Annotated in this window: 17 protein-coding genes; 15 read left to right on the top strand and 2 right to left on the bottom strand. The window is 69.9% G+C overall.

The window, feature by feature from the left end; genetic code table 11:
• Positions 1–90: 90 nt before the first annotated feature.
• Positions 91–1,143 carry an FUSC family protein gene (locus ACFORO_RS18735; RefSeq protein ID WP_377870927.1) on the top strand — a complete coding sequence of 351 codons (1,053 nt, stop codon included), beginning with the start codon at positions 91–93 and terminating at the stop codon, positions 1,141–1,143.
• Here ACFORO_RS18735 and ACFORO_RS18740 read toward each other — a convergent pair.
• On the bottom strand, positions 1,121–3,391 hold the full coding sequence (locus ACFORO_RS18740; protein WP_377870926.1) for an FdhF/YdeP family oxidoreductase: 2,271 nt from the start codon (positions 3,389–3,391) through the stop codon (positions 1,121–1,123). The two genes, ACFORO_RS18735 and ACFORO_RS18740, sit on opposite strands and share 23 nt — an antisense overlap.
• A gap of 215 nt (positions 3,392–3,606) precedes the next feature.
• On the opposite strand from ACFORO_RS18740, the gene ACFORO_RS18745 reads away from it, so the two are divergent.
• From ACFORO_RS18745 to ACFORO_RS18755, 3 genes are read left to right on the top strand one after another with little or no spacing between them, the layout of a single operon-like run.
• Positions 3,607–4,824 (top strand): PucR family transcriptional regulator, encoded by a 1,218-nt coding sequence (locus tag ACFORO_RS18745; RefSeq protein ID WP_377870924.1) that lies wholly within the window; start codon positions 3,607–3,609, stop codon positions 4,822–4,824.
• A gap of 2 nt (positions 4,825–4,826) precedes the next feature.
• Positions 4,827–5,009 carry a hypothetical protein gene (locus ACFORO_RS18750; protein WP_354735576.1) on the top strand — a complete coding sequence of 61 codons (183 nt, stop codon included), beginning with the start codon at positions 4,827–4,829 and terminating at the stop codon, positions 5,007–5,009.
• Complete coding sequence (locus ACFORO_RS18755) at positions 5,006–5,473, top strand: hypothetical protein (RefSeq protein WP_377870923.1); 468 nt, start codon at positions 5,006–5,008, stop codon at positions 5,471–5,473. Before ACFORO_RS18750 ends, ACFORO_RS18755 begins: the two co-directional genes overlap by 4 nt.
• Here ACFORO_RS18755 and ACFORO_RS18760 read toward each other — a convergent pair.
• Entirely contained in the window at positions 5,454–7,805 is a 2,352-nt protein-coding gene (locus ACFORO_RS18760; protein ID WP_377870922.1) for an alpha-L-fucosidase, read from the bottom strand. The genes ACFORO_RS18755 and ACFORO_RS18760 overlap by 20 nt on opposite strands.
• 110 nt (positions 7,806–7,915) lie before the next feature.
• On the opposite strand from ACFORO_RS18760, the gene ACFORO_RS18765 reads away from it, so the two are divergent.
• The 11 genes from ACFORO_RS18765 to ACFORO_RS18815 all read left to right on the top strand — a co-directional run bounded on the left by ACFORO_RS18765 (position 7,916) and on the right by ACFORO_RS18815 (position 24,352).
• On the top strand, positions 7,916–8,059 hold the full coding sequence (locus tag ACFORO_RS18765; RefSeq protein WP_377870921.1) for a hypothetical protein: 144 nt from the start codon (positions 7,916–7,918) through the stop codon (positions 8,057–8,059).
• Between the two features lie 138 nt (positions 8,060–8,197).
• Positions 8,198–8,476 (top strand): DUF1905 domain-containing protein, encoded by a 279-nt coding sequence (locus tag ACFORO_RS18770; RefSeq protein WP_377870920.1) that lies wholly within the window; start codon positions 8,198–8,200, stop codon positions 8,474–8,476.
• Positions 8,477–8,528: 52 nt separating this feature from the next.
• On the top strand, positions 8,529–9,551 hold the full coding sequence (locus ACFORO_RS18775) for an LLM class flavin-dependent oxidoreductase (RefSeq protein WP_377870919.1): 1,023 nt from the start codon (positions 8,529–8,531) through the stop codon (positions 9,549–9,551).
• A 145-nt stretch (positions 9,552–9,696) separates the two neighbouring features.
• Positions 9,697–11,805: an acyltransferase family protein gene (locus ACFORO_RS18780; protein WP_377870918.1), complete on the top strand. Its 2,109-nt coding sequence runs from the start codon at positions 9,697–9,699 to the stop codon at positions 11,803–11,805.
• A 3-nt stretch (positions 11,806–11,808) separates the two neighbouring features.
• A complete protein-coding gene (locus tag ACFORO_RS18785; protein WP_377870916.1) occupies positions 11,809–12,447 on the top strand; it encodes a hypothetical protein in 639 nt (212 codons plus the stop codon).
• Positions 12,448–12,686: 239 nt separating this feature from the next.
• On the top strand, positions 12,687–13,805 hold the full coding sequence (locus ACFORO_RS18790) for a cobalamin-independent methionine synthase II family protein (RefSeq protein ID WP_377870915.1): 1,119 nt from the start codon (positions 12,687–12,689) through the stop codon (positions 13,803–13,805).
• A gap of 294 nt (positions 13,806–14,099) precedes the next feature.
• On the top strand, positions 14,100–15,362 hold the full coding sequence (locus ACFORO_RS18795; RefSeq protein ID WP_377870914.1) for an ABC1 kinase family protein: 1,263 nt from the start codon (positions 14,100–14,102) through the stop codon (positions 15,360–15,362).
• A complete protein-coding gene (locus ACFORO_RS18800; protein ID WP_377870913.1) occupies positions 15,359–16,297 on the top strand; it encodes a DUF1702 family protein in 939 nt (312 codons plus the stop codon). The genes ACFORO_RS18795 and ACFORO_RS18800 overlap by 4 nt, the downstream gene beginning before the upstream one ends.
• Entirely contained in the window at positions 16,294–18,213 is a 1,920-nt protein-coding gene (locus ACFORO_RS18805; RefSeq protein ID WP_377870912.1) for a CRTAC1 family protein, read from the top strand. Before ACFORO_RS18800 ends, ACFORO_RS18805 begins: the two co-directional genes overlap by 4 nt.
• On the top strand, positions 18,210–19,142 hold the full coding sequence (locus tag ACFORO_RS18810) for an enediyne biosynthesis protein UnbU (RefSeq protein WP_377870911.1): 933 nt from the start codon (positions 18,210–18,212) through the stop codon (positions 19,140–19,142). The genes ACFORO_RS18805 and ACFORO_RS18810 overlap by 4 nt, the downstream gene beginning before the upstream one ends.
• Positions 19,139–24,352 carry an SDR family NAD(P)-dependent oxidoreductase gene (locus ACFORO_RS18815; protein ID WP_377870910.1) on the top strand — a complete coding sequence of 1,738 codons (5,214 nt, stop codon included), beginning with the start codon at positions 19,139–19,141 and terminating at the stop codon, positions 24,350–24,352. The genes ACFORO_RS18810 and ACFORO_RS18815 overlap by 4 nt, the downstream gene beginning before the upstream one ends.
• Positions 24,353–24,362: the final 10 nt, after the last annotated feature.

The following is a 24,362-nucleotide window of genomic DNA, read 5'->3' on the forward strand; positions in this document are numbered from 1 at the left end:
ATCCGGGCCAGTGCCGCCCTTCGCGCGGGTATCGTGGGACGACCGGCGGATCCCGGTAGCCGACGTCAGCACAACCAAGCGGAGGACAGCGTGCCGGTGGCGACCTCGGCCGCGTCCGCGCGCTCGTTCGGCGGCGGCGGCGAATGGTGGCATGCCGGCCGGGTCGCGGCGGGGCTGCTGATCCCGGGGCTGGCGCTGCTCGCGGCGGGCCGTCCGGACTTGATCATTTTCGCCGCGTTCGGTTCGTTCGCCGGGATGTACGGCCGCGCGGAGACGCGGGCGCTCCGGTTCCGACATCAGCTCCAGGCGGGCGCGGTGCTGCTGAGCGGCGTCTCGCTGGGCGTCCTGCTGTCGGCGTCTCATGCACCGCCGTGGCTGCTGGTGGTCACCGAAGCCGCGTTCTCTTTCGGCTGTGCCCTGGTGACGAATCGCCTGGACTTGAGCCCGCGCGGGCCGTTCTTCGGAATCTTCGCACTCGGCGCGATCGCGCTGGTGCCTGCCGGACGGGTCGAACCGTGGGCGGGGATTGCCTTGTGCGCGGGCACAATCGCCGGATGTGTCCTGATTGGACTGACTGGCCCGGAACGTTCGGCCGCACCGGGAACCTCGGGATGCGCGCCAGGTTGCGGTACGGCGTGCGCCGTTGTGCACGCCACTCGGTACGCGCTGGCGATCGCCGCCGCGGGCGCTGTCGGGTTGCTGCTCGGCGTGGACCACGCGAACTGGGCGATGGCCTCAGCGGCGGTTCCGCTGGCGGCGGCCGATCCGCGCAGCCGGTTGCATCCGGGACTGCGCAGCGTGCTCGACCGCAGCGCGCACCGAGTCCTCGGGACGCTGGCCGGATTGGTCGTCACGGCTTTGCTGCTGCTGCCGGGATTCGGGGCCGCGCCGCTGGCGCTGGCGGTGATCGTGCTGCTGTTCCCGACGGAGTTGTTCATGTCCCGCCACTACGGGATCGCGCTGGGGTTCTTCACCCCGCTGATTCTGGTGATGACGGAATTGGCCGCGCCCGCCGCGCCGGAGACGTTGCTGACGGCGCGGGTGGCGGACACGCTGGTGGGGGTGGCGGCCGGCATCGGGGCCGCGGTGCTGGTCCGCGCCCCGTGCCGGACCGCTGCGCTCAAGCAGAGCGTTCGACCGTGACCTTCAGATGCTTCATCAGCGGCTGGTCGCTCTGCGTGCTGTAGTCGCCAATGGCGCAGAGCACGTTCATCTCCGGCATGTACCCCGCCGCGCACCCGCGCGGAATGTCGTACGGAATCGCCCGATAACGCCGCACCGAACGCGTCGTGCCGTCCTTCGCGGTGGCCGTGATGTCGACCTCGTCGAACTCGCCCAGGCCTCGGTCGCGCATGTCCTCGGCGTTCAGGAACACCAGCGTGCGGAGATTCTTGATGCCGCGATACCGGTCGTCGTCCGAATAGATCGTCGTGTTCCACTGGTCGTGCGAGCGCATCGTGCCCAGCGCGAGCGTGCCGGCGGCGGGGACGACGTCCGGCAGGTCCGCGGTCGAGAACTCGGCGCGTTCGGACGGCGTGTGGAAGACGCGTTGCCGCGCGGCCTGGTGGATGCGGAAGCCCAGCGGCTCCCGGACGCGGGTGTTGAAGTCCTCGAAACCGTCCAGCACCCGGGCCATCGTGTCGCGGATCCGGTCGTAGTCGCCGACGTAGTCCGCCCACGGCGTCGCGCTCTCCGGCAGCGTCGCGCTCGCCATCCCGGCGATGATCGCGGGCTCGGACAGCAGATGCGGCGAGGCGGGTTTCTTCATGCCGGTCGACAGGTGGACCATGCTCATCGCGTCCTCGACCGACGTCGACTGCAGCCCGGCGGTCTGGAAGTCCTTTTCGGTCCGGCCGAGGCAGGGCAGGATCAGCGCCTGCTTGCCGTGTTCGAGGTGGCTGCGGTTGAGTTTCGTGCTGACCTGCACAGTCAGCTCGCACTTGCGCAACGCCGCGAAGGTGTAGGGGGTGTCCGGCGCGGCGAGGGCGAAGTTGCCGCCCATGCCGACGAACACCCGCACGTCGCCGCGGTGCATCGCCTCGATGGTGCCGACGGTGTCGAGCCCGTGGTGGCGCGGCGGGTCGATGCCGCAGACCTGCGCGAGCTTGTCGAGGAACTCCGGCGCCGGGCGGTGGTCGATGCCGCAGGTGCGGTTGCCCTGCACGTTGCTGTGCCCGCGCACCGGCGACGGCCCGGTCCCGGGGCGGCCGATGTTTCCGCGCAGCAGCAACAGGTTCACGATCTCGCGGACGGTGCCGACGCCGTGCTCGTGCTGGGTCACGCCGAGACACCAGCTGATGATCGACCGGTCGGCGTCGCGGTAGATCTTCGCCGCAGCCCGGATTTCGGCCTCGGACAGCCCGGACTGCCGCTCCAAAACGGCCCAGGACGTCGTTTCGCAGACGACGCGGTACTTCTCGACACCCGTCGTGTAGGTCTCGAGGAAGTCCGAGTTGATCGCCTCGGGATCGGTTTCCGCCATCTCAAGCAGGGCTTTCGCCATCCCCCGGATGAACGCCAGGTCGCCGCCGATGCGCGGCTGCAAGTTGAGCGTGGACGTCGGGGTGGCGCGGAAGGTGGCCATCCGGGCGAAGTCGTGCGGGATGATCGTGCGCGTGGCACCGGCCTCGACCAGCGGGTTGATGTGCACGACCTGCGCGCCGCGCCGGTGGGCCTCGGCGAGTGCGGTGAGCATCCGGGGCGCGTTCGACGCCGCGTTGACGCCCATGATGAACAGCGCGTCGGCGGCCTCCCAGTCGTGGATGTCCGCGGTGCCCTTGCCGGTGCCGATGGCGGCCTGCAGCGCGCGGCCGCTCGCCTCGTGGCACATGTTCGAGCAGTCCGGCAGGTTGTTCGTGCCGAACTCGCGCGCCCACAGCTGGTACAGGAACGTCGCTTCGTTGCCGAGGCGGCCGGAGGTGTAGAACGCCGCCTGGTCGGGGGAGTCGAGGCCGCGCAGCGTGTCGCCGACCAGCTGGAACACCTTGTCCCACGAGATCGGGACGTACCGGTCGGTCTTCTCGTCGTAGCGCAGCGGTTCGGTGAGCCTGCCCTGCGCCTCCAGCGCGGTGTCGCTCCAGCCGTCCAGTTCGGACACGGTGTGCGCGGCGAAGAATTCCGCGCCGACGCGTTTCCGCGTCATCTCCCAGGTGACGTGCTTGATCCCGTTTTCGCAAATGTCGAGATGCAGCCCCTTGGTGTCGTCCGGCCACGCGCAGCCCGGGCAGTCGAACCCGCCGTTCTCGTGGTTCATCTTCACGATCGCGCGCGGCCCGGCGAGAAGTTCCCGTTCCCGCACGAGGAACTGCGTCACGCTTTTCGCCGCGCCCCAGCCCGCGGCCGGATGGTGGTAAGGCTTGAACTCCGGCTGGTCCTCGCGCTGCTCGTCCACCGTAACCCTCTCGGCCCGAATCTGTGCTTCTCTTCCCTGATTCAAGCACAGCGGACCGTGCGGGGCATCCGGGCGGAGAATGCGAACAGTGCCATTGTGGGCGCCGACAAACATTTCTGTAGCGGCCCACAAAATGCGCGGTAAATCGTCGCGCGTTTTCGGGCGGGGGAAATCCGCGTGGGCGGCAGGTCTGAGGCGCGGGTACGATCCCGGACGTGGCCGACCGGGAGGAAAACGCTGTGCGGACCGCCGCCCTGACCGAACTCGTCGCCTGGGCCGACGCACGGCTGCCCCGGCTGATCGACGACGTCTGCGCGGCGAGCTGCGAGCGGATCGGGATGTACCGGGACGAGAAGATCGTCCCGCGCGCCGACCTGCACCGCTCGATCGCGGTGAACCTCCGGTTCATGGTCGACGCGCTGGGCGGCGCCGAGGTCCCGGACCAGCGCGCGCCGAAGGAGACCGGCCGCCGCCGGGCGCACCAGGGCGCGCCGCTGCCCGAGGTGCTGCAGGTGTACCGGATCGCCTGCGCGATGCTGTGGGACCTGCTGGTGGGCCGCGCCCGCGAAACCGGAAGCACCGACGTGCTGGTCGACGTCGCCAGCCTGCTGTGGCAGGTCACCGACGAGCACGCGGTCCGCGTGACCGAGGCGTACCGGGCGGCGAGCGCGGAACTGCTGGTCGCGCAGCAGCGGCGACGGTCCGCGCTGGCCGAGGCGCTGCTGACCGGCGCGCGCGGGTCCGACACCGGGCCGTGGGAGGCGGGGCGGCTGCTCGGCCTGTCGCTGGACGGGAAGCTGACCGTGGTCGCCGCCGAAACGCGCGGGCTGGCCGAGGAGAGCCTGGTCGGCATCGAACGGCGGCTCGGGCAGCTCGGGATCGTGTCGGCGTGGCATCTCTCGCCGACGCTGCAGGCCGGCGTGGTGTCGCTGCGCGAGGAGCAGTACGACGCGATGCTCGCCCTGCTGCGCGAACTGGCGCTGGCCCGCACCGGCGTCAGCCCGTTGTTCCGCTCCCTGGCCGAAACCCCGCGCGCGGTCCACCTGGCACGGACCGCCCTGTCCGGCATCCCGCCGGAACGAGGCGAGGTCCGCGCGTTCGACCCGAGCCCGCTGGCGGCGTTCGTCGCCCACGACCCGGACGAGGGCCGCCGGCTGGGGGAGCAGGTCTTCGGGGCGGTGCTGGAGCTGCCCGCCGAGGAACGCGACGTGCTGCTGGAGACGCTGGACGCGTACTTCGCGCACGGCGGCTCGTCCGAGCGCGCGGGGCAGGTGCTGCACTGCCATGCCAACACGGTGCGGTACCGGTTGCGCCGGATCCGGGAACTCACCGACCGGACGCTGACCGATCCGCGGGACCTGGCCGAACTGGTGACCGCGATGCAGGCGCTGCGGGTCGATTCGGCCCGCTCGATCGATTCTTCGGGGAGCTGACGATGTCTGAGGAATGGTTCTACAACACGCGAACGAACGAGGTCGAACGCGGCCGCCAAGCGCGCGGCGTCGACCGCCTCGGCCCGTACCCGGACGAGGCCACCGCGCGCCGGGCGCTGGAACTGGCGCGGGAGCGTACGGCGGCGGAGGACCGGTCCGACGCGGAGTGGAACAACCCGCGGTGACGTCCCCGGATTTCCGCGGCGCGTCGACCGTCGGCGAGGCGATGCTCCGGGTGCCGAAGGTGCTCGAAGCATCGGCGACCGTTGGTGAGGTGCGAGGGCTTTTCGAGGACGATCATGTGCATGCCGCGCTGGTCGTCTCCGGGGAGACTTTGCTGAGCGTCGTGGAGCGACCGGATCTTGACGGGCTGGCGGAGGCGCTTCCGGCGTATCGGGCAGGTCGGTTGACTGGGCGGGTCGTTGGCCCGGAGGCGGATCTCTATGCGACGTGGCTGGGGATGTCCCGGCGCAGGCTGGCGGTGGTGGACTCGAGCGGTCGGTTGCTCGGCCTGTTGTGTTTGAAGCGCAGCGGCCGCGGCTTCTGTTCGGACGCCGATGTCGCGGCCCGTGCGCGGGACGGGGAAAGCGGCTGCCGGGGCGGCCAATCGCGGACCGCCCCGGCCAGTGTCAGCGCCAGTCCACTTTGAACACCCACGAGTGCTTCCCGGCCGCCCGCGCCGCCGCCGGGACGTCAATTACCAGACGGCCGTCGCTCTGACTCCAGTGCAACGGACCGCCGTAGCCGAGCATCGACACGCGGTCCCCGGGGCGGATCGGGACTGGGGCGTCGACCACGAGCTGCGACCCGGGCGCGACGAGCGACATGAGGTAGAAAGCCGAACCAGGCCGCACCGTAAACCGCAGGTCGCCGAGCTGGGCCATCCGCGACCAGTAAGTCGTGCCGTAGATCGCCTCCCCGTTGGTGCGCAGCCAAGCCCCGGTCTCGCGCAGCCGCTGCTGCATCACGGCCGGGATGGTGCCGTCGAAGTCGGGGCCGATGTCCAGCAGGAAGTTGCCGTTCTTCGACACCACGTCAACCAGCGTGTGCACCACGTCGTCGGTGGTCATGTACTTGTCGTCCGGCGTCGCGCGGTTGTAGCCGTAGGAGTACGGGTCCAGTCCCCGGCTTGACTCCCACTTCGCGACCACAGTGTTCGGGTACGTCGTGTACTCGGGCGTGGTGAAGTCATGATCCGGGATGCCGCCGCGGTCGTTGTAAGTCACGTCCTTGGGGCGACGCCGGTTCTTGGCCCGGTTGAAGTACTCCGTGAGCACGTCGCGGCTGTCGTTCACGCCGCCGATGTCGAACCACAGCACGTCCGGGTCGAAGCCGTCGATCAACTCCAACACCTGAGGCGCCTGAAGGTCCTTCACGAAATCGCGTCCGGCGGTGTAGCCGGTGTAGGGCACCGGCGCGCCGGTGTACGGGTTGCGCGGCGGGTGGCCCATCCACGGGTTGTCCGGGTTGAACCACTCCGGCAGCGAGAAGTAGAGACCGTTGCGCAGACCGGGCGTGTACTTGCGCGAGGCGGCGAACAGATCGGCGACGAGATCCCGGCGCGGGCCGAGCTTCTTCGCGTTGCGGCCGCTGACTTTGGTGTCCCACAAGGCAAAACCGTCGTGATGCTTGGACGTGAGCACGTAATATTGTGCGCCCGCGTCCTCGATCAGCTGCACCCACGAACGCGGGTCGAACCGCGCGGCGGTGAATTTCGGGATGAAGTCGTCGTAGACGAACGATTCGCCGTACGTCTTCGCGTGATAGGCGTAGGTGGGGCCGTTGGGATCTTGCTGGTTGTTCCAGTACCACTCGGCGTACTGCTGCCCGACCGGAGCCCACGCGGGCACCGAATACACGCCCCAGTGGATGAAGATCCCGAATTTGGCGTCGCAGAACCAATACGGCGCGCGATGCGTGGACAGCGACTCGTCGGTCGGCCGGAAGTCCGGGATGCCGAGCGGCACCGGCAGCGACCGGGTGGCGATCGTCGAACGGTCGGCGAGCACGCGGATCCGGCCGGTCGCGGGGGTCCCGGCGGGCAGGCCGCGGTCGGGGGCGAGGCCGAGCCGCACGGTGGTCTGCTCGCCCGGCGCGAGGCGGGGGATCGGTGCGGGCGTGCGGACCCGGCCGCCGGGGACGTCGAGCGTGACGGTGATCCGGTCGCGCGTTTCGAGCCAGACGGTGCCGGTGTTGACGATCGTCGCCTCGACGGCTTGCGGACCGCCGTCTTGCAGGAGGTTGGCGGTGGCGCGGGCGTCGAGGACGGTGGCCGAACGGCCTTGGGCGATCGGCTGCATTGTCAGCGCGAACACGTGCAGGCTCGGCACATTCGCGGCGGGCGGGGCGGTCTTGGGCAGGGTCAAGGCGACCGCTTCGCGCGCCGGGTCGATCCACACCTGCGCGGTGCTGATCGACACCGGGTTCTGGTCGGCGACCCCGCCCGGGCCGTAGCGGAAGGTCGAGACGACGGCTCCGCCGGAGCCCCACCAGTCGGAACCGGACAGGCTGGCGGTGCTGGTGCTGCCGTCGGCGTAGTGGACGGTCGCGTCGCCTCCGGTGCTGCCGTAGCTGCACGCGACGAGGAACGCGGCCCCGTAATACCGGCCTTTCGGCAGGTCGATGCGCTGGCCGAGCGCGATGACGTTGTTCTTCGCCCCGGCGGCGGCCGAGCCGAGCAGATAAGGCACGCCGCCCGCGGTGACCGTGGTTCCGGCCGGGATCTGCTCCGCCGGGAAGGTGTAGCCGGAGCCGTCGAAGTTCCCGTCGTGCGCGCTCGCGGAGTCGATGCCGTCGTTGTCGAACCAGGCGTCGAGAGGGACGGGCACCGGCGGAGGCGGCGGGACGACCGGTGCGCCCGCGCCGTCCGTGACCACCGGTTGCGCTGGCCCGCTCGCGGCCGCCGCGGTGCCCGCTGTCCCGAGCAGCACCGCGCCGCCGAGTGCCATGCCGAGTGCGTGCCGACGAGGAAAGGTCGTCATGGAACCTCCACAGTGAAGTCCAGTGGTCCGATGCCTAGCGGGGGATTTCTCGATCATCAGGAGAATCGAGGCAAGCGAGTGGCCGATACATCTGATGAATCATCGTCGGCGTGCACTGGGGTGCTGTCAAGGAGGTCCCGCTCAGCGAAGCATGCGAAGGCGGGACTTGCTTCGGTCTCGCCCGGGGATCGCGCCGCACCGACCTCGTCGGCACCCTGACCGAACTGGTCGCACCGCGGGAGCCGTCCGCGTAGCCCGGGCTCCGGTTTCTCGCCGATCGACGCACCCGCGGCTGAAGTTCTACGATCCGGATCCCGGACCGGTGTCGAAATCCGCAGACCAGGTTCGTACCTCGGGATGAACAGTCATCCGAGGCGAAGGAGCACCCGATCATGAGCGAACTCAACGAGGAATTCACCGCGACCCTGCGCAAGAGCCCGGCCAAGGGCGGCCACACCTATCTGGTCTGGCCGGGCTCGGCGGAGTTCTTCGGCACCCGCGGCCTGGTGAAAGTCCGCGGAACCGTCGACGGCGAACCGTTCCGCGGCTCGTTCATGGCGCTGGGCGACGGCACCCACAAACTCCCGGTCAACGCCGGGCTCCGGAAGGCGATCGGCAAGGAGGCCGGGGACACGGTGACCGTCGTCCTGCGGGAACGCCTCGCCCGCTGAGCCTCTCCGGGCGTCCGGGAATGATGCCGGGTAGTTGAACGTTTGAGCATCTGTGAAGAAGATTGGCTTCCTCTCGTTCGGCCACTGGTCGGCGAGCGCGCACTCCGAGACCCGGTCGGCCTCCGACTTCCTGCACCAGTCGATCGACCTCGCGGTCGCGGCAGAGGAGCTGGGCGTCGACGGCGCGTACTTCCGCGTGCACCACTTCGCGCGCCAGGCGGGCAGCCCGTTCCCGCTGCTCGCGGCGATCGGCGCGCGGACGTCGAAGATCGAAATCGGCACCGGCGTGATCGACATGCGCTACGAGAACCCGCTGTACATGGTCGAGGACGCGGGCGCCGCCGACCTCATCTCGCGGGGCAGGCTCCAGCTCGGCGTCAGCCGGGGATCCCCCGAGCAGGTCATCGACGGCTGGCGGTACTTCGGCTACGCCCCCGCCGACGGCGAGACCGAGGCCGACATGGCCCGCGACCGCGTCGAGGTCTTCCTGAAGCTGCTCGAAGGCGAGGGCTTCGCACAGCCGAACCCGCGCCCGATGTTCGCCAACCCGCCCGGCTTGCTCCGCCTGGAACCGCACTCCGAAGGTTTGCGCGACCGCATCTGGTGGGGCTCGGGCTCGAACGCGACGGCCGTCTGGGCGGCGAAGCTGGGCATGAACCTGCAAAGCTCCACGCTGAAAGACGACGAAACGGGCGAACCGCTGCATGTCCAGCAGCGCAAGCAGATCGAGGCCTACCGCGAAGCGTGGAAGGAAGCAGGCCACGCGCGCGAGCCGAGGGTTTCGGTGAGCCGCAGCATCTTCGCGCTGACCAACGACCAGGACCGCGCGTACTTCGGCCGCGACCGCAACTCGCGCGACCAGATCGGCATGATCGACGAAAACACCCGCGCCATCTTCGGCCGCTCGTACGCGGCCGAGCCGGACGAACTGGTCCGGGAGCTGAAGGAGGACGAGGCGGTGCAGGCCGCGGACACTTTGCTGCTGACTGTGCCGAACCAGTTGGGCGTGGACTACAACGCCCATGTGCTGGAGAGCATCCTGACTCACGTCGCCCCGGAACTGGGCTGGCGCTGACCGCGGACCGAAGAGGGGGACGGCGTGGCTGCCGCCCCCTCTTTCCGCATCTCGCGTCGGCGATTCGGCCAGCCCGTGCCGAGCCCGTCGGCCGGTCCCGCTAGCATCACTGAGTTTTCAGCGGGGCGGGACATAAGGGGCGGAAATGGGCACGGGGACGTTGAGCGGGCCGGTGCGGCCTTCGCAGTCGTCAGGGGAGCGAAGACCGGCGTTCCGGCCGGACATCCAGGCGTTGCGCGCCGTGGCTGTCGGGCTGGTCGTGCTGAACCACCTCTGGCCCTCGCGATTGACCGGCGGTTACGTCGGCGTCGACGTCTTCTTCGTCATTTCCGGCTTCCTGATCACTTCGCATCTCGTTCGCGAGGTCGCGAGCACCGGGCGGATCCGGCTCGCGAAGTTCTACGCCCGCCGCGTGCGCCGCCTGCTGCCCGCGGCGTTTCTCGTACTGGCCTTCATCATCGTCGCGGCGTACTTCCTGATGCCCTATCCGCGCTGGGAGTCCAACGCGCAGGAAGTCATCGCGAGCGCGCTCTACTGGGAAAACTGGCTGCTCGCCGCGCATTCCGTCGACTATTCGCACTTCACCCAGTCGGCGAGCCTGTCCCAGCACTACTGGTCGCTGTCGGTCGAGGAACAGTTCTACCTGTTCTGGCCGCTGCTTCTCCTGCTGCTGTTCAAGATCCGGGCGCGACGGGCGCGGATCGCCGGTGTCGCGATCGTCGGGGCCGCCTCGCTGGGGTTCAGCATCTGGTTCACCGACGTGTCCAAGAGCCAGGCGTACTTCGTGACTCCGGTGCGGGTGTGGGAGTTCGCGCTCGGCGCGTTGCTGGCCTTCGGCGGCGCGAAATACCTTCTGCCGAAGATCGCCGCGAACGTGGCCGCGCTGGCCGGTTTCGCCGCTATCGCCGTCGCCGCGATCCTCTTCGACGACCAGACCGCATTCCCCGGCGCGACGGCGTTGCTGCCTGCCGTCGGCACCGCGCTGGTCATCTTCGGCGGCAGCCGCGAGGGACGGCAATGGCACACCCCGCTGTCCTCGTCGCCTCCGGTGCAGTGGCTCGGGAATGTCAGCTATTCGCTGTACCTGTGGCACTGGCCGCTGATCATGCTGGCCCCGTTCGCCTTCCCCGGCGCGCTGGTCGCCGGCATGCTGACCTGGCAGGTCAAGGCCGGCATCGTGGCCGCGTCCCTGATCGCGGCGTACGCGTCGAAGCGGCTCGTCGAGGACCCGCTCCGGACCTGGCGGCCGTTGAGCCGCACCGCCGGGGCGACCTTCGCCGCCATGGCGGCCGGAATGCTCGTGGTGTGCGCTGCGGCGGGCGGCCTGACCTGGACGTACGAACGGCACGTCGACCAAGCGGCGCGCGACCTGACCGCCGAGATGACCGGCCCCTGCCACGGTGCGAGGGCGCTGATGGCGGGCAATGCGTGCGCCGACCCGTTCGGCCCGGCCAGGAGCGTCGAGATGGGCCCGGCCAACCGGTACTACACGGCGCCCGCGGACTGCCCGCCGCCGCTGTCGCAGTACTCGGCGAGCGACGGCACGAAGACGACCACCAAATGCGATTTCAGCCAGGGCGCAGTCAATCCGACGGTGGTGTGGCTGGTCGGCGACTCGCACGCCCAGCAATGGCAGGGCCCGCTGCTGAGCCTCGCCCGCAAAAACCACTGGCTGATGTACACGAGTTACCTGGGCGGCTGCCCGTTCGCCGGAATCCAAGCCCTGAACTACCACGGCACCGCCCTCGACCGGCGGTGCATGGCCTGGACGAAGCAGATGGCCGGCGACATCGCGAAAACGCGGCCCACGTACGTGTTCACGTCGTTCTACAGCAGGCACGAGCGTGCCGAAGACCACAGTGGACGGTCGCAGGCGGAGCAGTACCAGGACGGGCTGAACTCGTACTGGGCACAGTGGACCAGTGCCGGCGCGACGGTGTTCGTCATGGCCGACCCGCCGCTCAACGGACTCGTCCGCGCCACCGACTGCGTAGTGCTGAATCCGGACGACCCGCAGCAGTGCGCGGTCGCCCGGTCGGTCGCGCAACCGGCGGACCCGCTGACCGCGGCGGCCAAGGCGAGCACCGACCCGAAGGTCCGGCTGCTCGACCTGACCGACTACTTCTGCGACCGGCAGCGCTGCTACGCGGTGATCGGGAAGGTCAGCGTGTACTACGACGCCGACCATATGAATCTGGACTACAGCTTGAGTCTTGACCAGGGCATCGCCGCGGCCGCGGGCATCCCGGCTTAGGAGATGGCAACCGACGGGAACGCGAGCTCGGCCGGCAAGGAAATGGAAGAAGTCTTCGCGGACCGGCTCAAATTCGAACACGAGCTGATCGGGCAGCGAGTCACCTGGCTGATGACTTTGAACAGCATCCTTGTCGGCGCGATAGCGGTCGTGGCGGCGAACGCTGAAAAGACGGCTGGTTCCTATGTGGTTTCCGGGGTGTTCCTGGTGGCCTCTGTGATGGGAACGATCAGCAACGCGTCCTGCTTGTTCTCGAACTACTGGGCTACTCGCGCGATCAGCGAAGCCGGGCGTGTTCTCGCGGACTCCTGGCGCGGTCTCGACCCTTCCGAGAGATCGCGAAGACAGCTCCGGATGCGCCTTTACGGCCGGGATCCACGGTCTTTCGACGCCGCGGCCGGTTCAGCGCCGAGTCACGTTCTTCATCCCTGGCTCATGCTTCCCAGCTGCTTCCTGCTCCTCTTTTCGGTCCTTCCGTTCTTAAGCGGCGCTGTCGCGGCTGGCGGCAAAGAAATTCCGAGCGGATGGGCGGCGCTGACGCTTGTCTTGACGCTGTCCCCTTTTGTCGTCCTTCCGATGCTTGATCTCCGGCGTCGTCGCAGCACACAGCCTGATCCCGACACAAGCGTGTCTGAAGGTTGAGGACCGCGTACGGCAGACGCGTGTGCGACCTGGCGGTGCGACGACCTGGCCGGGAGTGCGGAACGCGGCGTCATCGCCGGATAAAAACCTTTTTTTACACTCCGCCAATAAAGTGAACTCACAACACCGCTCCACCGTGTCAACACCCTCAAGCCGGTAATGGCACGAAAGAAGGATTGCAGCGTCCTCCCGTGTTCTTTCCCGTGTCGCCCGGCCCCGGTCGCTTCTAGGCTCGCCGCATGACCATTCCTTCCGAGCCCATCGGCAGCATCCCCCGTTCACCCGAATTGCTCGGCGCCCTCGCCGCGCGGCAAAGCGGGCAGCTCGGCGACGCGGCTTTCGCCTCCGTTCTCGACCGGGCCGTTCGCGAGACCATCGAGGCGCAAGCGGCGATGGGCGCGACCGTGGTCACCGACGGCGAGCAGCGCAAACCCAGCTTCGTCACCTACCCGATCGCGGGCTCGGCGAACCTTTCCGCGGACGGCGTCGTCATCCCGTTCGCCGACGGGCATCAGCGGCAGCTGCCCTGCCTGACCTCCGGGCCGTTCCGCTACCAGGAGCACGCCGAGCGCTACGTGCGGGCCGCGCGGGAGTGCACGAAAATTCCGGTGAAACAGGCGGTCATCGCGCCTTCCGCGCTGTCTCTGTTATACCCGGCATCCGGGATCGACGGCTATTCGCGCGAGAATTTCCTCGACGATCTGGTCGACGGCGCCGAAGCCGATATCCGCGGGTGCCTGGACGCGGGCGCGCACGTTGTCCAGCTGGATTTCACCGAGGGGCGCCTGTCGCTGAAACTCGATCCCAGCGGGCAGATCCTGCGCGATTTCGTCGAGCTGAACAACCGGGTCCTGGAGAGGTTCAGCGAATCCGAACGCGCGCGCATCGGCGTCCACACCTGTCCGGGCGGCGACCTCGACTCCACGCACAGTCTCGACGTCGACTATGCCGACCTGCTTCCCGCGCTGTTCCAGCACACCGCAGGAAATTTCTATCTTCAGCTGGCCAGCGAGTCCGACCCGGACCGGGTCTTGCGCGTCATCGCGGATCAGCTCAGGCCGGGGATCCGGGTGTTCGTCGGGGTGATCGACCCGATCGATCCCCGGGTGGAGTCCGCCGAGGAGGTGCGCGACCGCGTTCTGCGCGCGGCACGGTACATCCCGGTGGAGCAGCTGGGAACCTGTGACGACTGCGGGTTTTCCCCGTTCGCCGACGACCAGTCGACGTCCCGCCAGACCGCGTTCGCCAAGATCCGCGCGCGGCTGGAAGGCACCGCGCTCGCGGCGGAACAGCTCGGGGTCGGTTTTCCCGCGGCCCGCGACAGCCAGGAAGCGCACCAGGCCGCCGCTGTCGACTGAGTATTGCGCGGCGTAAGGGGAAAGCGGCCGGGCGACGGCTACGCAGGGTGGTTCACCGTGCCTGGATCGTGCCAGTCGCGGTCACGACCGAGGCGGCGGCCGTGACCCGCGGCCTAGGGGCGGTAGCGAGCCCGGCCGGTTTCCCTGCCCCGATAGGGAAACACCTTGCCCGGCCGGGTGTTTCCGCCCCGGTTTCGCTGAAACGGATGGTCTTGCGGTCACGTGGAGCACATCCCGCGCTACCGCTTGTAACGTCGGTCGTCGGGCATCCGGCCCGGGCGGCGAAGGGGAGAGATGACGTTTTCGAGGGGTGGCACGGTGGCGCTGCGGACCGCACGCGCGTTCGCGGTCCTCGCCGGACGGTCGCTGCTGCTGGGACCGGCGACGGCGGCGGCGTGGCTGCGCGGCGAACGGTTCGAGCGAGACGTCTGGCTCGCGGACACGGTCGTGGCGCTGGGCCCGGCGTTCGTGAAGGCCGCCCAGCTGTTGAGCACGCGGGCGGACATCCTGCCGCCGCGTGTGTGCCGCGCGCTTTCCCGGCTGCACGACCAAGTTCGTCCGGTTCCGCTGCGCACGATGCCGCCCGCGCTGAGGATCGCCGCGGGCGAGCCGCGACTGGTCGGCGCGGGCAGCATCGCCTGCGTGTACCGGGTGGTGCTCCCGGACGGCCAAGCTGTCGCGGCGAAGGTGCGCAGGCCGGGCATCGTCCGGTCGCTCACGGCTGATCTCGCGATGCTGCAACGGGGTGCCGGGTTGGCGGCTAGGCTGCCGATGCTGCGCGGCGTGCCGGTCAACGCTGTCGCCGCACAGCTCGCCGAAAGCATTCGCGCGCAACTGGATTTCGCGAGGGAAGCGGAGCTGCTCGAAGGTTTCCGAAAGGCGCTCAGCGTCGCGGACGGAGTGACCGTTCCCGGAGTCCGCCCTGAACTGTCCACTGAGGACATTCTGGTGATGGACTTCCTGGACGGGCTGGCTCGCCGCCGTCCGGAGGATCTCGGCGAAGAAGAGCGCGAGAACGCGGTCGTGCGGGCGTTGCGGGCGGTGTACCGGATGCTTTTCCTGGACGGAGTGGTGCACTGCGACCTCCACCCCGGCAACCTCTACTTCCGCGAGGACGGCTCGATCGTCGTACTGGACGCGGGTTTCACTGTCCGGCTGTCGGAGTCCGCGCGGGAGAAGTTCGCCGCGTTCTTCTACTGCATGAGCCAGGGCGACGGCGAGGCTTGCGCCGACATCGTGCTGTCGACCGCGGAAACGCACCCCGGCTCCGACACAGCGGGATTCCGCGCGGAACTGGCCGCGCTGGTCGAGAAGCACACCGGACGCAACGCGGCCGATTTCGACCTGGTTTCCTTCGCCGCCAAGCTCTTCGACATCCAGCGCCGCCGCGGCCTCCACGCCGATCCGCAGTTCGTGTTCCCGATCCTGTCCCTGCTGGTGCTGGAGGGCACCGTGCGGAAATTCCATCCCGGCGTCGATTTCCAGCGGGAGGCCCGGCCCTTGCTGGTCACCGCCCTGATGGAACACGTCGTGGCCGCGCCGCGGGAAGCGAGGTGAGCCCCGGAATCCTGGCCAGGGCGCTGCGCCAGGACCTGAGCCAGGCCGACTTCGGACTGCGCCGGTTCCGGCTGCGGCCCGGCCCGGCGCGCGGCGTCCTGGAATCGGCCGGACGCGCGTTCCTGACCGGATTGAACGCCTCGATCGAGCCGGACAGCGAGGCGCTCGGCCAGCAGGTCGCCGCGCTCGAACCGGAATCGCGCGGGTTCGCGTTCGAGGGCGCGGGAATGGGTTGCGCCCTGCTGGACGTGCTCCTCCCGCTCCGGCGCGCCCGGGTCGCGGCACTGGTGCACGGACCGGCCGCGGACTACCCGCACCTCGTGCACGTCGGTGTCGGCTGGGCCCACGCCCGGCTGCGGCTGCGCCCCTTCCGAAGCACCGCGACAGATCCGCTGCTGCGCTGGCTGGCCTGGGACGGATACGGCTTCCACCAAGGCTTTTTCCACACCGACCGGGTTGTCGGACGCCATCGAGTCGAACCCGGGCTCGGTCCCGGACCGCGACAGATCCGCGACCAGGGGCTCGGCCGGGCGCTGTGGTTCTGCGAATGCGCCGACCCCGACGGTGTCGCCCTGCGAATCGCCGAGTTCCCCGCAGCGCGACGAGCAGACCTGTGGAGTGGGATCGGCCTCGCCGCGACCTACGCGGGCGGTGCCGACGCCGCCGAACTCGCCCGGCTCGCCGACCTGTCCGGCACGTTCCGCGCGCACCTCGCACAAGGTTGCGCGTTCGCCTGCGCCGCGCGGCGGGTCAGCGGAATCGTGCCCGCGCACACCGACAAAGCGGCCGAAGTGCTGGCCGGAGCCAGTACCGACGTCGCGGCGGACTGGACCGACCAGGCGCTCGGACAGCTCACGCCCGATCCGTCGACGCTCGCGCACTACCAGCGCTGGCGCGCGGACATCCGGTACCTGTGGGAGAGGAAGAGCCGATGAGACCCTTTCTGCGCCGGCATCTGGCCCGCCTGGTCGCGTTGTTCGGCTGCGCGGCGGTGTTCGCGTTCACGGTCGTTCCGCAGCCGTCTTCGGCGGAGGAAACCCAGCTGGCGAACCAGTTTTCGTTCACCGCCGCCCAGATCAGCCCGGATAACGCACCCGGCGGACGGCACCTCCGGACCGTCGCCCCGGCCTACGACCAGATCCGGTCGTGGATCTCGTCGGTAGGCGCGGCGACCGCGCTGTTCGCCGCGGACGGCGGCCCGGTCGCGCACGACGTCTGCCTGGTGGATCCCCGCACGGACACGGTCACCGTCGAACCCGCGCCCGGCACGGGCGCGCGGTACCAGCCGTTCACGCTGGCCCCGTCCGGGCTGGAGATGCCGTCTTACGCCGCTCCGATGGGCTGCCTGCCCGCCGACGTGGACGAGAACGGCCGCCAGGACGTCGTCGTCTACTACTGGGGCCGTTCCCCGGTCATCTTCGAGCGCCTGCCGGGGAACACGCCGTCGGCGGCCGCGTTCCGGCCGCGCGAGCTGGTCAGCCCGTGGCAGGTCTGGAACACCAACGCCGCGACGATCGGCGACTTCGACGGCGACGGGCACCCCGACCTGGTGTTCGGCAATTACTTCCCGGACGGCGCGCGCGTGCTCGACCCGACCGCGCACCAGCCCGAGCTGACGATGAACGATTCGCTGTCCCACGCCGCGAACGGCGGCACGCTCCGGCTGTTCCGTTCCGCTGGCTCCGGCCGGTTCGCCGAAGCGCCCGACGCCTTCCCGCCGGACACCCGGACCGGGTGGGCGCTCGCGCTCGCCTCCCAGGACATCGGCGGCCGGGGGCTGCCAGATCTCTACGTAGCCAACGATTTCGGCCCCGACCACCTGCTGGTCAACGAATCCGCCCCGGGCCGCGTAGCGTTCCGCACGGCGACCGGGACACGGCACGCGACGACGCCCAAGTCGAAGGTGCTGGGCAACGATTCGTTCAAGGGCATGGGCGTCGCCTTCGCCGACCTCGACGCGAAGGGCGTTCCGGACATCCTGGTCAGCAACATCACCGAGCCGTACGCGTTGCAGGAAAGCAACTTCGCCTATCAATCCACTATGGGCCGCGCCGAAACCGCCGCCCGGTTACGCGACGGCGTGGCGCCCTACGACGACCACAGCGAGGACCTCGGCCTGTCTCGCACCGGATGGTCGTGGGACGTCAAAGCCGCCGACTTCGGCAATTCCGGTTCCGAGGAAGTCATGCACGCGACCGGTTTCGTCGCCGGCGAGGTGAACCGGTGGGCGCAACTGCAGGAGACCGCGATGTCGAACGACCTCGTGCTGAGCCGTCCCGCGCTGTGGCCGCGATTCACCGAGGGAACCGACCTGTCCGGACACGACCACAACACGTTCTTCGCCCGCGACGCGGACGGCCGTTACGTGAACGTCGCGGACCGGATCGGCGTCGGCACCGACGCGGTCAGCCGCTCGTTCGCTGTCGGCGACGTCGACGGAGACGGGCGGCTCGATTTCGTCGTGGCGAACCAGTGGGCACCGTCCACTTTGTATCGGAACACCTCGCCAGCCGGTGCGTTCCTCGGGCTGCGCCTGCGAAAGCCTGTCGGCGACAACGCGTGCCGCGCGGGAGCACCGGGTCCGACGTCACCCGCGATCGGGGCCGAAGCGGAGGTCGCCGCGCCGGGTGGCGGGAACCGGTTGCAGCAGGTGTACCCGGCGAACGGGCACAACGGCGTCAACGCTCCCGACCTGCACTTCGGCCTGGGCAGCGAACCGCCGTCCTCCGTACCGGTCCGCCTGGCGTGGCGGGACGGCTGCGGACACCGCCACGACGGTTCGGTTTCGCTCGCGCCGGGATGGCACCAGTTGCGGCTCAACCCCGACGGCACCATCGAGGAGGACCGGTGACCAAGTCTCCGAGCGAACGCCGTTCCGCTGCCTTGCGCCGGTTCGGCGCGTCGATCACCGTGCTGACCGTGCTCGGCCACACCGTGCTCGGCTTCGAACAGGCGTATCTCACGCCGGTGGTCGCCGTGTTCGCCGCGCTGACCGCGGAGATCGTGCTGGAGTCGGTGGAGGCCGCGACCTCCGGACGCCGTCCGCGGTACCTCGGCAAGCTGGGCGCGGTGGTCGACTTCCTGCTTCCCGCCTACATCACCGGCATGGCGTGCGCGATGCTCCTGTACGCCAACGACCGGTTCATGCCGACCGTGCTCGCCTCGGTCGTCGGCGTCGCGTCGAAGTACATCGTGCGGGTGCGGATCGGCGGCAAGAGCAGGCACGTGCTCAACCCGAGCAACGTCGGGATCGTGGCGGTCCTGCTGCTGTTCGGCTGGGTCGGCATCGCGCCGCCGTACGAGTTCACCGAATGGGTCACCGGCTGGTGGGGCGCGGTCGTGCCCGCGTTGCTGCTGATCGCCGGGACCATGCTGAACGCGAAGCTCACCGGCAAGGTACCGCTCATCCTGGGCTGGGTCGGCGGCTTCCTCGCCCAAGCCGTGCTGCGCGCGCTGTTCACCGACATCTCGCTGGTCAGCGCGGTGCTGCCGATCACCGGCACGGCGTTCGTGCTGTTCACCAACTACATGATCACCGACCCCGGCACGACGCCGTCCTCCCGGCGGAACCAGGTCTGCTTCGGGCTCGCCACGGCCGCGTTCTACGGCGTCCTGGTGCAATTCCACGTCGTGTTCGGCCTGTTCTTCGCGCTGACGATCACCTGCGCGCTGCGGGCCGCGGTGCTCGCGGTCGCCGCCCGGAAGAGTCCTCAGTGGACTGTCCTGGTCCCGGCGCAGCGCACCGCCGCCGAGCCCGTGCCGGCCCGGGAACCCGCGTGACCCGCCGCGAACCCGGCGAGCCGATCGCGATCGTCGGGATGGCCTGCCGCTACCCGGACGCGGACGACCCCGCACAACTGTGGGAAACCGTGCTCCACCAACGCCGCGCGTTCCGGCAGTTGCCACCCGGGCGGCTGGACCTAGCCGACTACTGGAGCGCCGACGCGAGCGTCCCGGACCGGACCTACAGCAGCCAGGCCGCGGTGCTGGCCGACTGGGAGTTCGACCGGGAAGCGTTCCGGATCCCCGGTTCGACCTTTCGCGCCGCCGACCCCGCGCACTGGCTCGCGCTGGAAACCGCGGATCGCGTGCTGGCCGACGCAGGTCACCCGGCGGGTGCCGGTCTGGACGCCGACCGGGTAGCCGTCGTCGTCGGCAACAGCCTCACCGGCGAGGTGACCCGCGCCCGGGCTCTCCGGCTGCGCTGGCCCTACGTCCGCGACGTCCTGCGCGCGACGCTCGACGACGTGGACCTCACGGCGGTCGAAAAGCGTTACCTGGCGGCATTTCCCGAGGTCGGGGACGAGACGCTGGCCGGGAGCCTCGCCAACACCATCGCGGGCCGCATCTGCAATCACTTCGGCTTCCACGGCGGCGGGTACACAGTGGACGGCGCGTGTGCCTCGTCGATGCTCGCCGTGATCACCGCCTGCCGCGCACTTCGGGACGGCGGCGCGGACTTCGCGCTGGCCGGGGGAGTGGACCTGTCGCTCGACCCGTTCGAGCTGGTCGGATTCGCCAAGACCGGCGCGCTCGCCGCCGAGGAGATGCGGATCTACGACGAGCGTTCGGCGGGATTCTGGCCGGGCGAGGGCTGCGGGATGCTCGCGCTCGCCCGCGCCGAGGACGCCCACGCGGCGGGATTGCCGGTGTACGCGGAAATCCTCGGTTGGGGCGTCTCCTCGGACGGCCGCGGCGGCATCACCCGGCCCGAGGCGGACGGGCAGCTGCTCGCGCTGCGCCGGGCGGGCGAGATGGCCGGGATCGAGCACGCGGAGATCGGCCTGTACGAGGGACACGGCACCGGGACAGCGGTCGGCGATGTCGTGGAGCTGACCGCGTTGAACCGGGCTCGTTCCACGGCCGCTTCGGCCGCGGCGCTCGGCTCGGTCAAGGCGAACATCGGGCACACGAAGGCGGCTGCCGGAGCGGCCGGAGTGGTCAAGGCCGCGCTGAGCGTGTCGTCCGGGCTTCTGCCGCCGACCACCGGCTGCGCGATGCCGCATCCGGCGCTCGGAGAGACCCTGCGGGTGCTGCGTGCTCCGGAGCCTTGGCCGGGCGGTCGCCGGTTCGCCGGGGTGAGCGCGATGGGCTTCGGCGGCATCAACACCCACGTCGTGCTGGGCGCCCCGGCACGGCCCCGCTCGGTGCGGTCGCCGGTGACGGACCGGTCCACGCCGGAGTACGACGTCATCGCAGTCAGCGGTGCGGACTCCGCTCTCGTCGCCGCTGAACTGGGCCGGATCGCCGAGGTCGCGTCACGCCTGTCGCGAGCCGAACTGCACGACCTCGCCTGCCAGTACGGCCGCCGGAACCCAGCCGGGCCAGTCCGGGCCGCGCTCGTCGCCCGAACCCCGGCCGAACTCGCCGCTCTCGCCACCCGCGCAGCTGCTGAGATGCCTTCGCTGGCAAGCGGGCGGCTCTCGACGTCACCGGGCTCCTGGCTGGGAAACGCCGTCCCGGGCCGGGTCGCGCTGCTGTTCCCCGGGCAGGGCGCGAGCGGCGCGGAACCGGCCGACACCGCGCTGGCCCAGCCCGCGATCTACCGCGCGTCCCGGACAGCGCTGTCCTGGCTCGAGGAACTGGGCGTGACCGCCACCGTCGCGATCGGGCACAGCCTCGGCGAACTGACCGCGCTTACGTGGGCGGGCTGCCTGTCCGCCGAGGACGGTGAACGACTGGCCGTCGAACGCGGCCGGATCATGAGCGAATACGGTACGTCCGGCACCGGGATGCTCGCTGTCGCGACGAGTGCGGCCGAGGAGCTCCGAGCAGGGACAGACGTCGTGCTCGCCGCCGACAACTCCGCCGAGTCACAGGTGCTTTCCGGCACGGTGGCCGAACTCCAGGAGGTGGCTCGCGAGGCCGAGCGGCACGGTTTCCGGGTCACGTGGCTTCCGGTATCTCACGGTTTCCACAGCCCCGCCATGGCCGCCTGCGCCGCCCCGTGGCGCACATTCCTCGGCAGCATCGAGCTTGCTCCAGTACGGCGCACGGTGATGTCCACTGTGTACGGTCGGCACCTCACCGAGACCGATGACCTCGTCGAACTGCTCGTCACGCAACTCTGCGCGCCAGTCCAGTTCCGGAGCGCGGTGGAGGCCGTCGACGCGGACTTGTTCTGCGAAGCGGGTCCCGGTCGTGCCCTGAGCACCCTGGCCGCTGGGAAGACCCCGACGGTCAGCCTGGACATCGGCGAATCCGGCGACCGCGCAGCCGCCGATTGCGCCGCCGCGCTGTTCGCCGCCGGTGCTGCCGCGAACCTCGTTCCCTGGTTCGCCGGACGGGCCGCGCGCCCCATCGACCTCGACCGCGAACCGGAGTTCTTGACGAACCCCTGTTCCGCGGCGCCGTCGATGATCCCGGCCCCGAGGGAGGCCGTGGACGCCGCTCCGGCCCGCGACGCCGCCGCGACGGTCACCGGCCTGCTCGCCGAGGCCACCGAACTCGACGCGGCACTCATCGGCTCCGACGCCCGCCTGCTCGCCGACCTCAACCTGAGTTCGCTGCGGGCCACCCAACTCGTCGTCGAGGCGGCCTCGGCGCTCGGGCGGACGCTGCCGTCGGTGTCGATGGCGTTCGCCGACAGTTCGGTCGGCGAGGTGATCGCGGAGATCGAACGACTCCCGGAGACCGCGGAACCCGACCTGGAGGCACCGGGCGCGCGGCCGTGGCTCGCCTGTTTCACCGAGACGCTGGTCCCGTCCCGGCCGGAACCCTGGCGTCCGACGGAAACCGTGTACCTCGCCGACCCCGAAGACATCGATGCGCTGCTCGATGCCGGGCAAAAAGCCTTGCATCACAAGGCACTCGTAGTGGTGACGCACGACTGCGCGATCACCGGCTTCTTCCGCTCACTGCACCGCGAACATCCCGACCTCGGCATCACCCTCGCCCAGGTCCCGGTGCGCGCGAAGGACTTCTCCTCGCTCCATGCCGAACCCGGCCGATTCCGCGAACTGGTCCTCGGCGAGGACGGCACCTGGTACGAACCCCGTGAGCAGCTTGTGCCCGCGGTGCCCGCCGAAACGCCGCTCGACGACCGAGATGTGCTCCTGGTCAGCGGCGGCGGCAAAGGCATCGGCTACGAGTGCGTGCACGCACTGGCCAGCACCACGGGAATCGCCCTCGCTGTCCTCGGCCGCTCCCATCCGGAGACCGACGAACTCCTCCAGTCCAATCTGGACCGGCTCCGGGCGGACGGTATCCGCGTCGCCTACGAGGCCGCCGACGTCGGCGACCCCGACGCTGTCGCGCTGGCCGTGGAAAAGCTCACCGCCGAAACCGGGCCGGTGACCGCTTTGCTGCACGCGAGCGGTATCAACGAACCCGCCCGATTCGCCGATCTGACCGCTGACCGGACCCGCGCGCACCTGCGCCCGAAGGTCACCGGGCTTCGCGCGTTGCTCGCGGCCGTCCCGCCTGAATCGCTGAAATTGCTGGTCACGTTCGGGTCGGTGATCGGGTCGGCCGGGATGGCGGGGGAGTGCCACTACGCGCTGGCCAACGGCCTGCTGCGCGCCGAAGCCCGGCGGCTCGCGCGGGAACTGCCGGACTGCCGGGTGCTCGACATCGCCTGGTCCGCGTGGTCGGGAGCCGGCATGGCCGAACGGATGGGCGCGGCGCGGGCCCTCGCCCGCTCCGGAGCCACGCCGATCCCGGTCGAGGAGGGAACGGAGCTGTTCCTGCGCCTGCTGCGCACGCCGTCGACGCCCGCCGACGTGTCAGTGCACGGACGCCTCGGCGAGGTACTCCCGACGGGAACAGGCCGGTTCCTCCAGCGGATCCGAGCAGGCCATCCAGGCGTCGAACTCGTCGCCGACTCGACGTTCTCCCTGCGCACGGACCCGTGGCTGGACGGCCACCGCGTCGACGGGGCGGCCCTGCTGCCCGCAGTCGTCGGGCTGGAAGCCTTGGCGCAGGCCGCTTCGACAGTCGCGGGCCGGGCCTTGACGACCGCCTGCGACGTCAGGTTCGATCGTCCGGTCGTCATCCCCGACACCGGCGAGCACGTCATCCGCGTGTGCGCGCTGCGGGAGGGCGACGTCGTCACCACCGTGCTGCGCTGCGCCGAATCCGGCTTCCTCGTGGACCACTTCAGCGCCACGTTCCCTCTGTCCTCAACGGAAAGCGAAGCCGTACCGCCGGAAGTTCCCGACCGCGGCCGGATCGAGCCGACCGACCTCTACGACCGGCTGCTGTTCCACAATGGACAGTTCCGCCGGGTCTCGGCGGTCGCCGTCCCGGATCCGTGGTCCTGCCGAGCCGCGATCACCCCGAACGACGAGCCCTGGTACACCTCGGTGCTCGGCGACCCAGCCGCCCACGACGCCACCGTGCACGTCCTGCAGTCATGCGTGCCAACGCGTCGGCTCCTGCCCGTCGCCTGCGACCGCGTCGACTTCGACCCGCGCGCCAGGGGGCGATGGGAACTCCGCGGCACCGAACAACACGCCGTCGACGGCCGTTACACCTGGGACGTCCTGGCCACGGACGCGGAAGGCCGGGCCGCCGTCCGATGGACCGGCCTGCGCCTGGCTGACACCGGACCCCTGCCAGCTGACCGGCCTTGGCCCCCGGCCTTGCTGTCCGTGGCGCTCACCCGGACGGCCGTCGCGCTCGGGCTCGACCCGTCGCTGCGAGTGTCGCTCGGCGAACCGTTCACCGTGGACGCCGACAGCTCCTGCCCGGTCGCCTGTGCCTGGGAATTCGTCGAACCGCACGAGCCACCGGATCCCGGACTGCTCCGGGTGATGTCGGGCCCCTGCGACGAGCCCGCCGAATTCCTGGCCGCACGAGCCTCGACAGTCACCCGGTGCCTGACCCAGGTGAGCGCAAGCCCTGCGGAGGCAAGGCTTTCCGGCGCGTACGACGGTGGATGGCTGGTCCTCGCCGCCGGAAGCGCCCGGATCGCCTCCGCCGTGTTCACCGTGGACGGATACCGGTTGCCCGTCGCGATCGCCCTGCTCACGGCTGGCGGCACCGCATGACCCCGGCCTA

This window comes from Amycolatopsis halotolerans, assembly GCF_042647905.1.
GTDB classification, from domain to species: domain Bacteria; phylum Actinomycetota; class Actinomycetes; order Mycobacteriales; family Pseudonocardiaceae; genus Amycolatopsis; species Amycolatopsis halotolerans.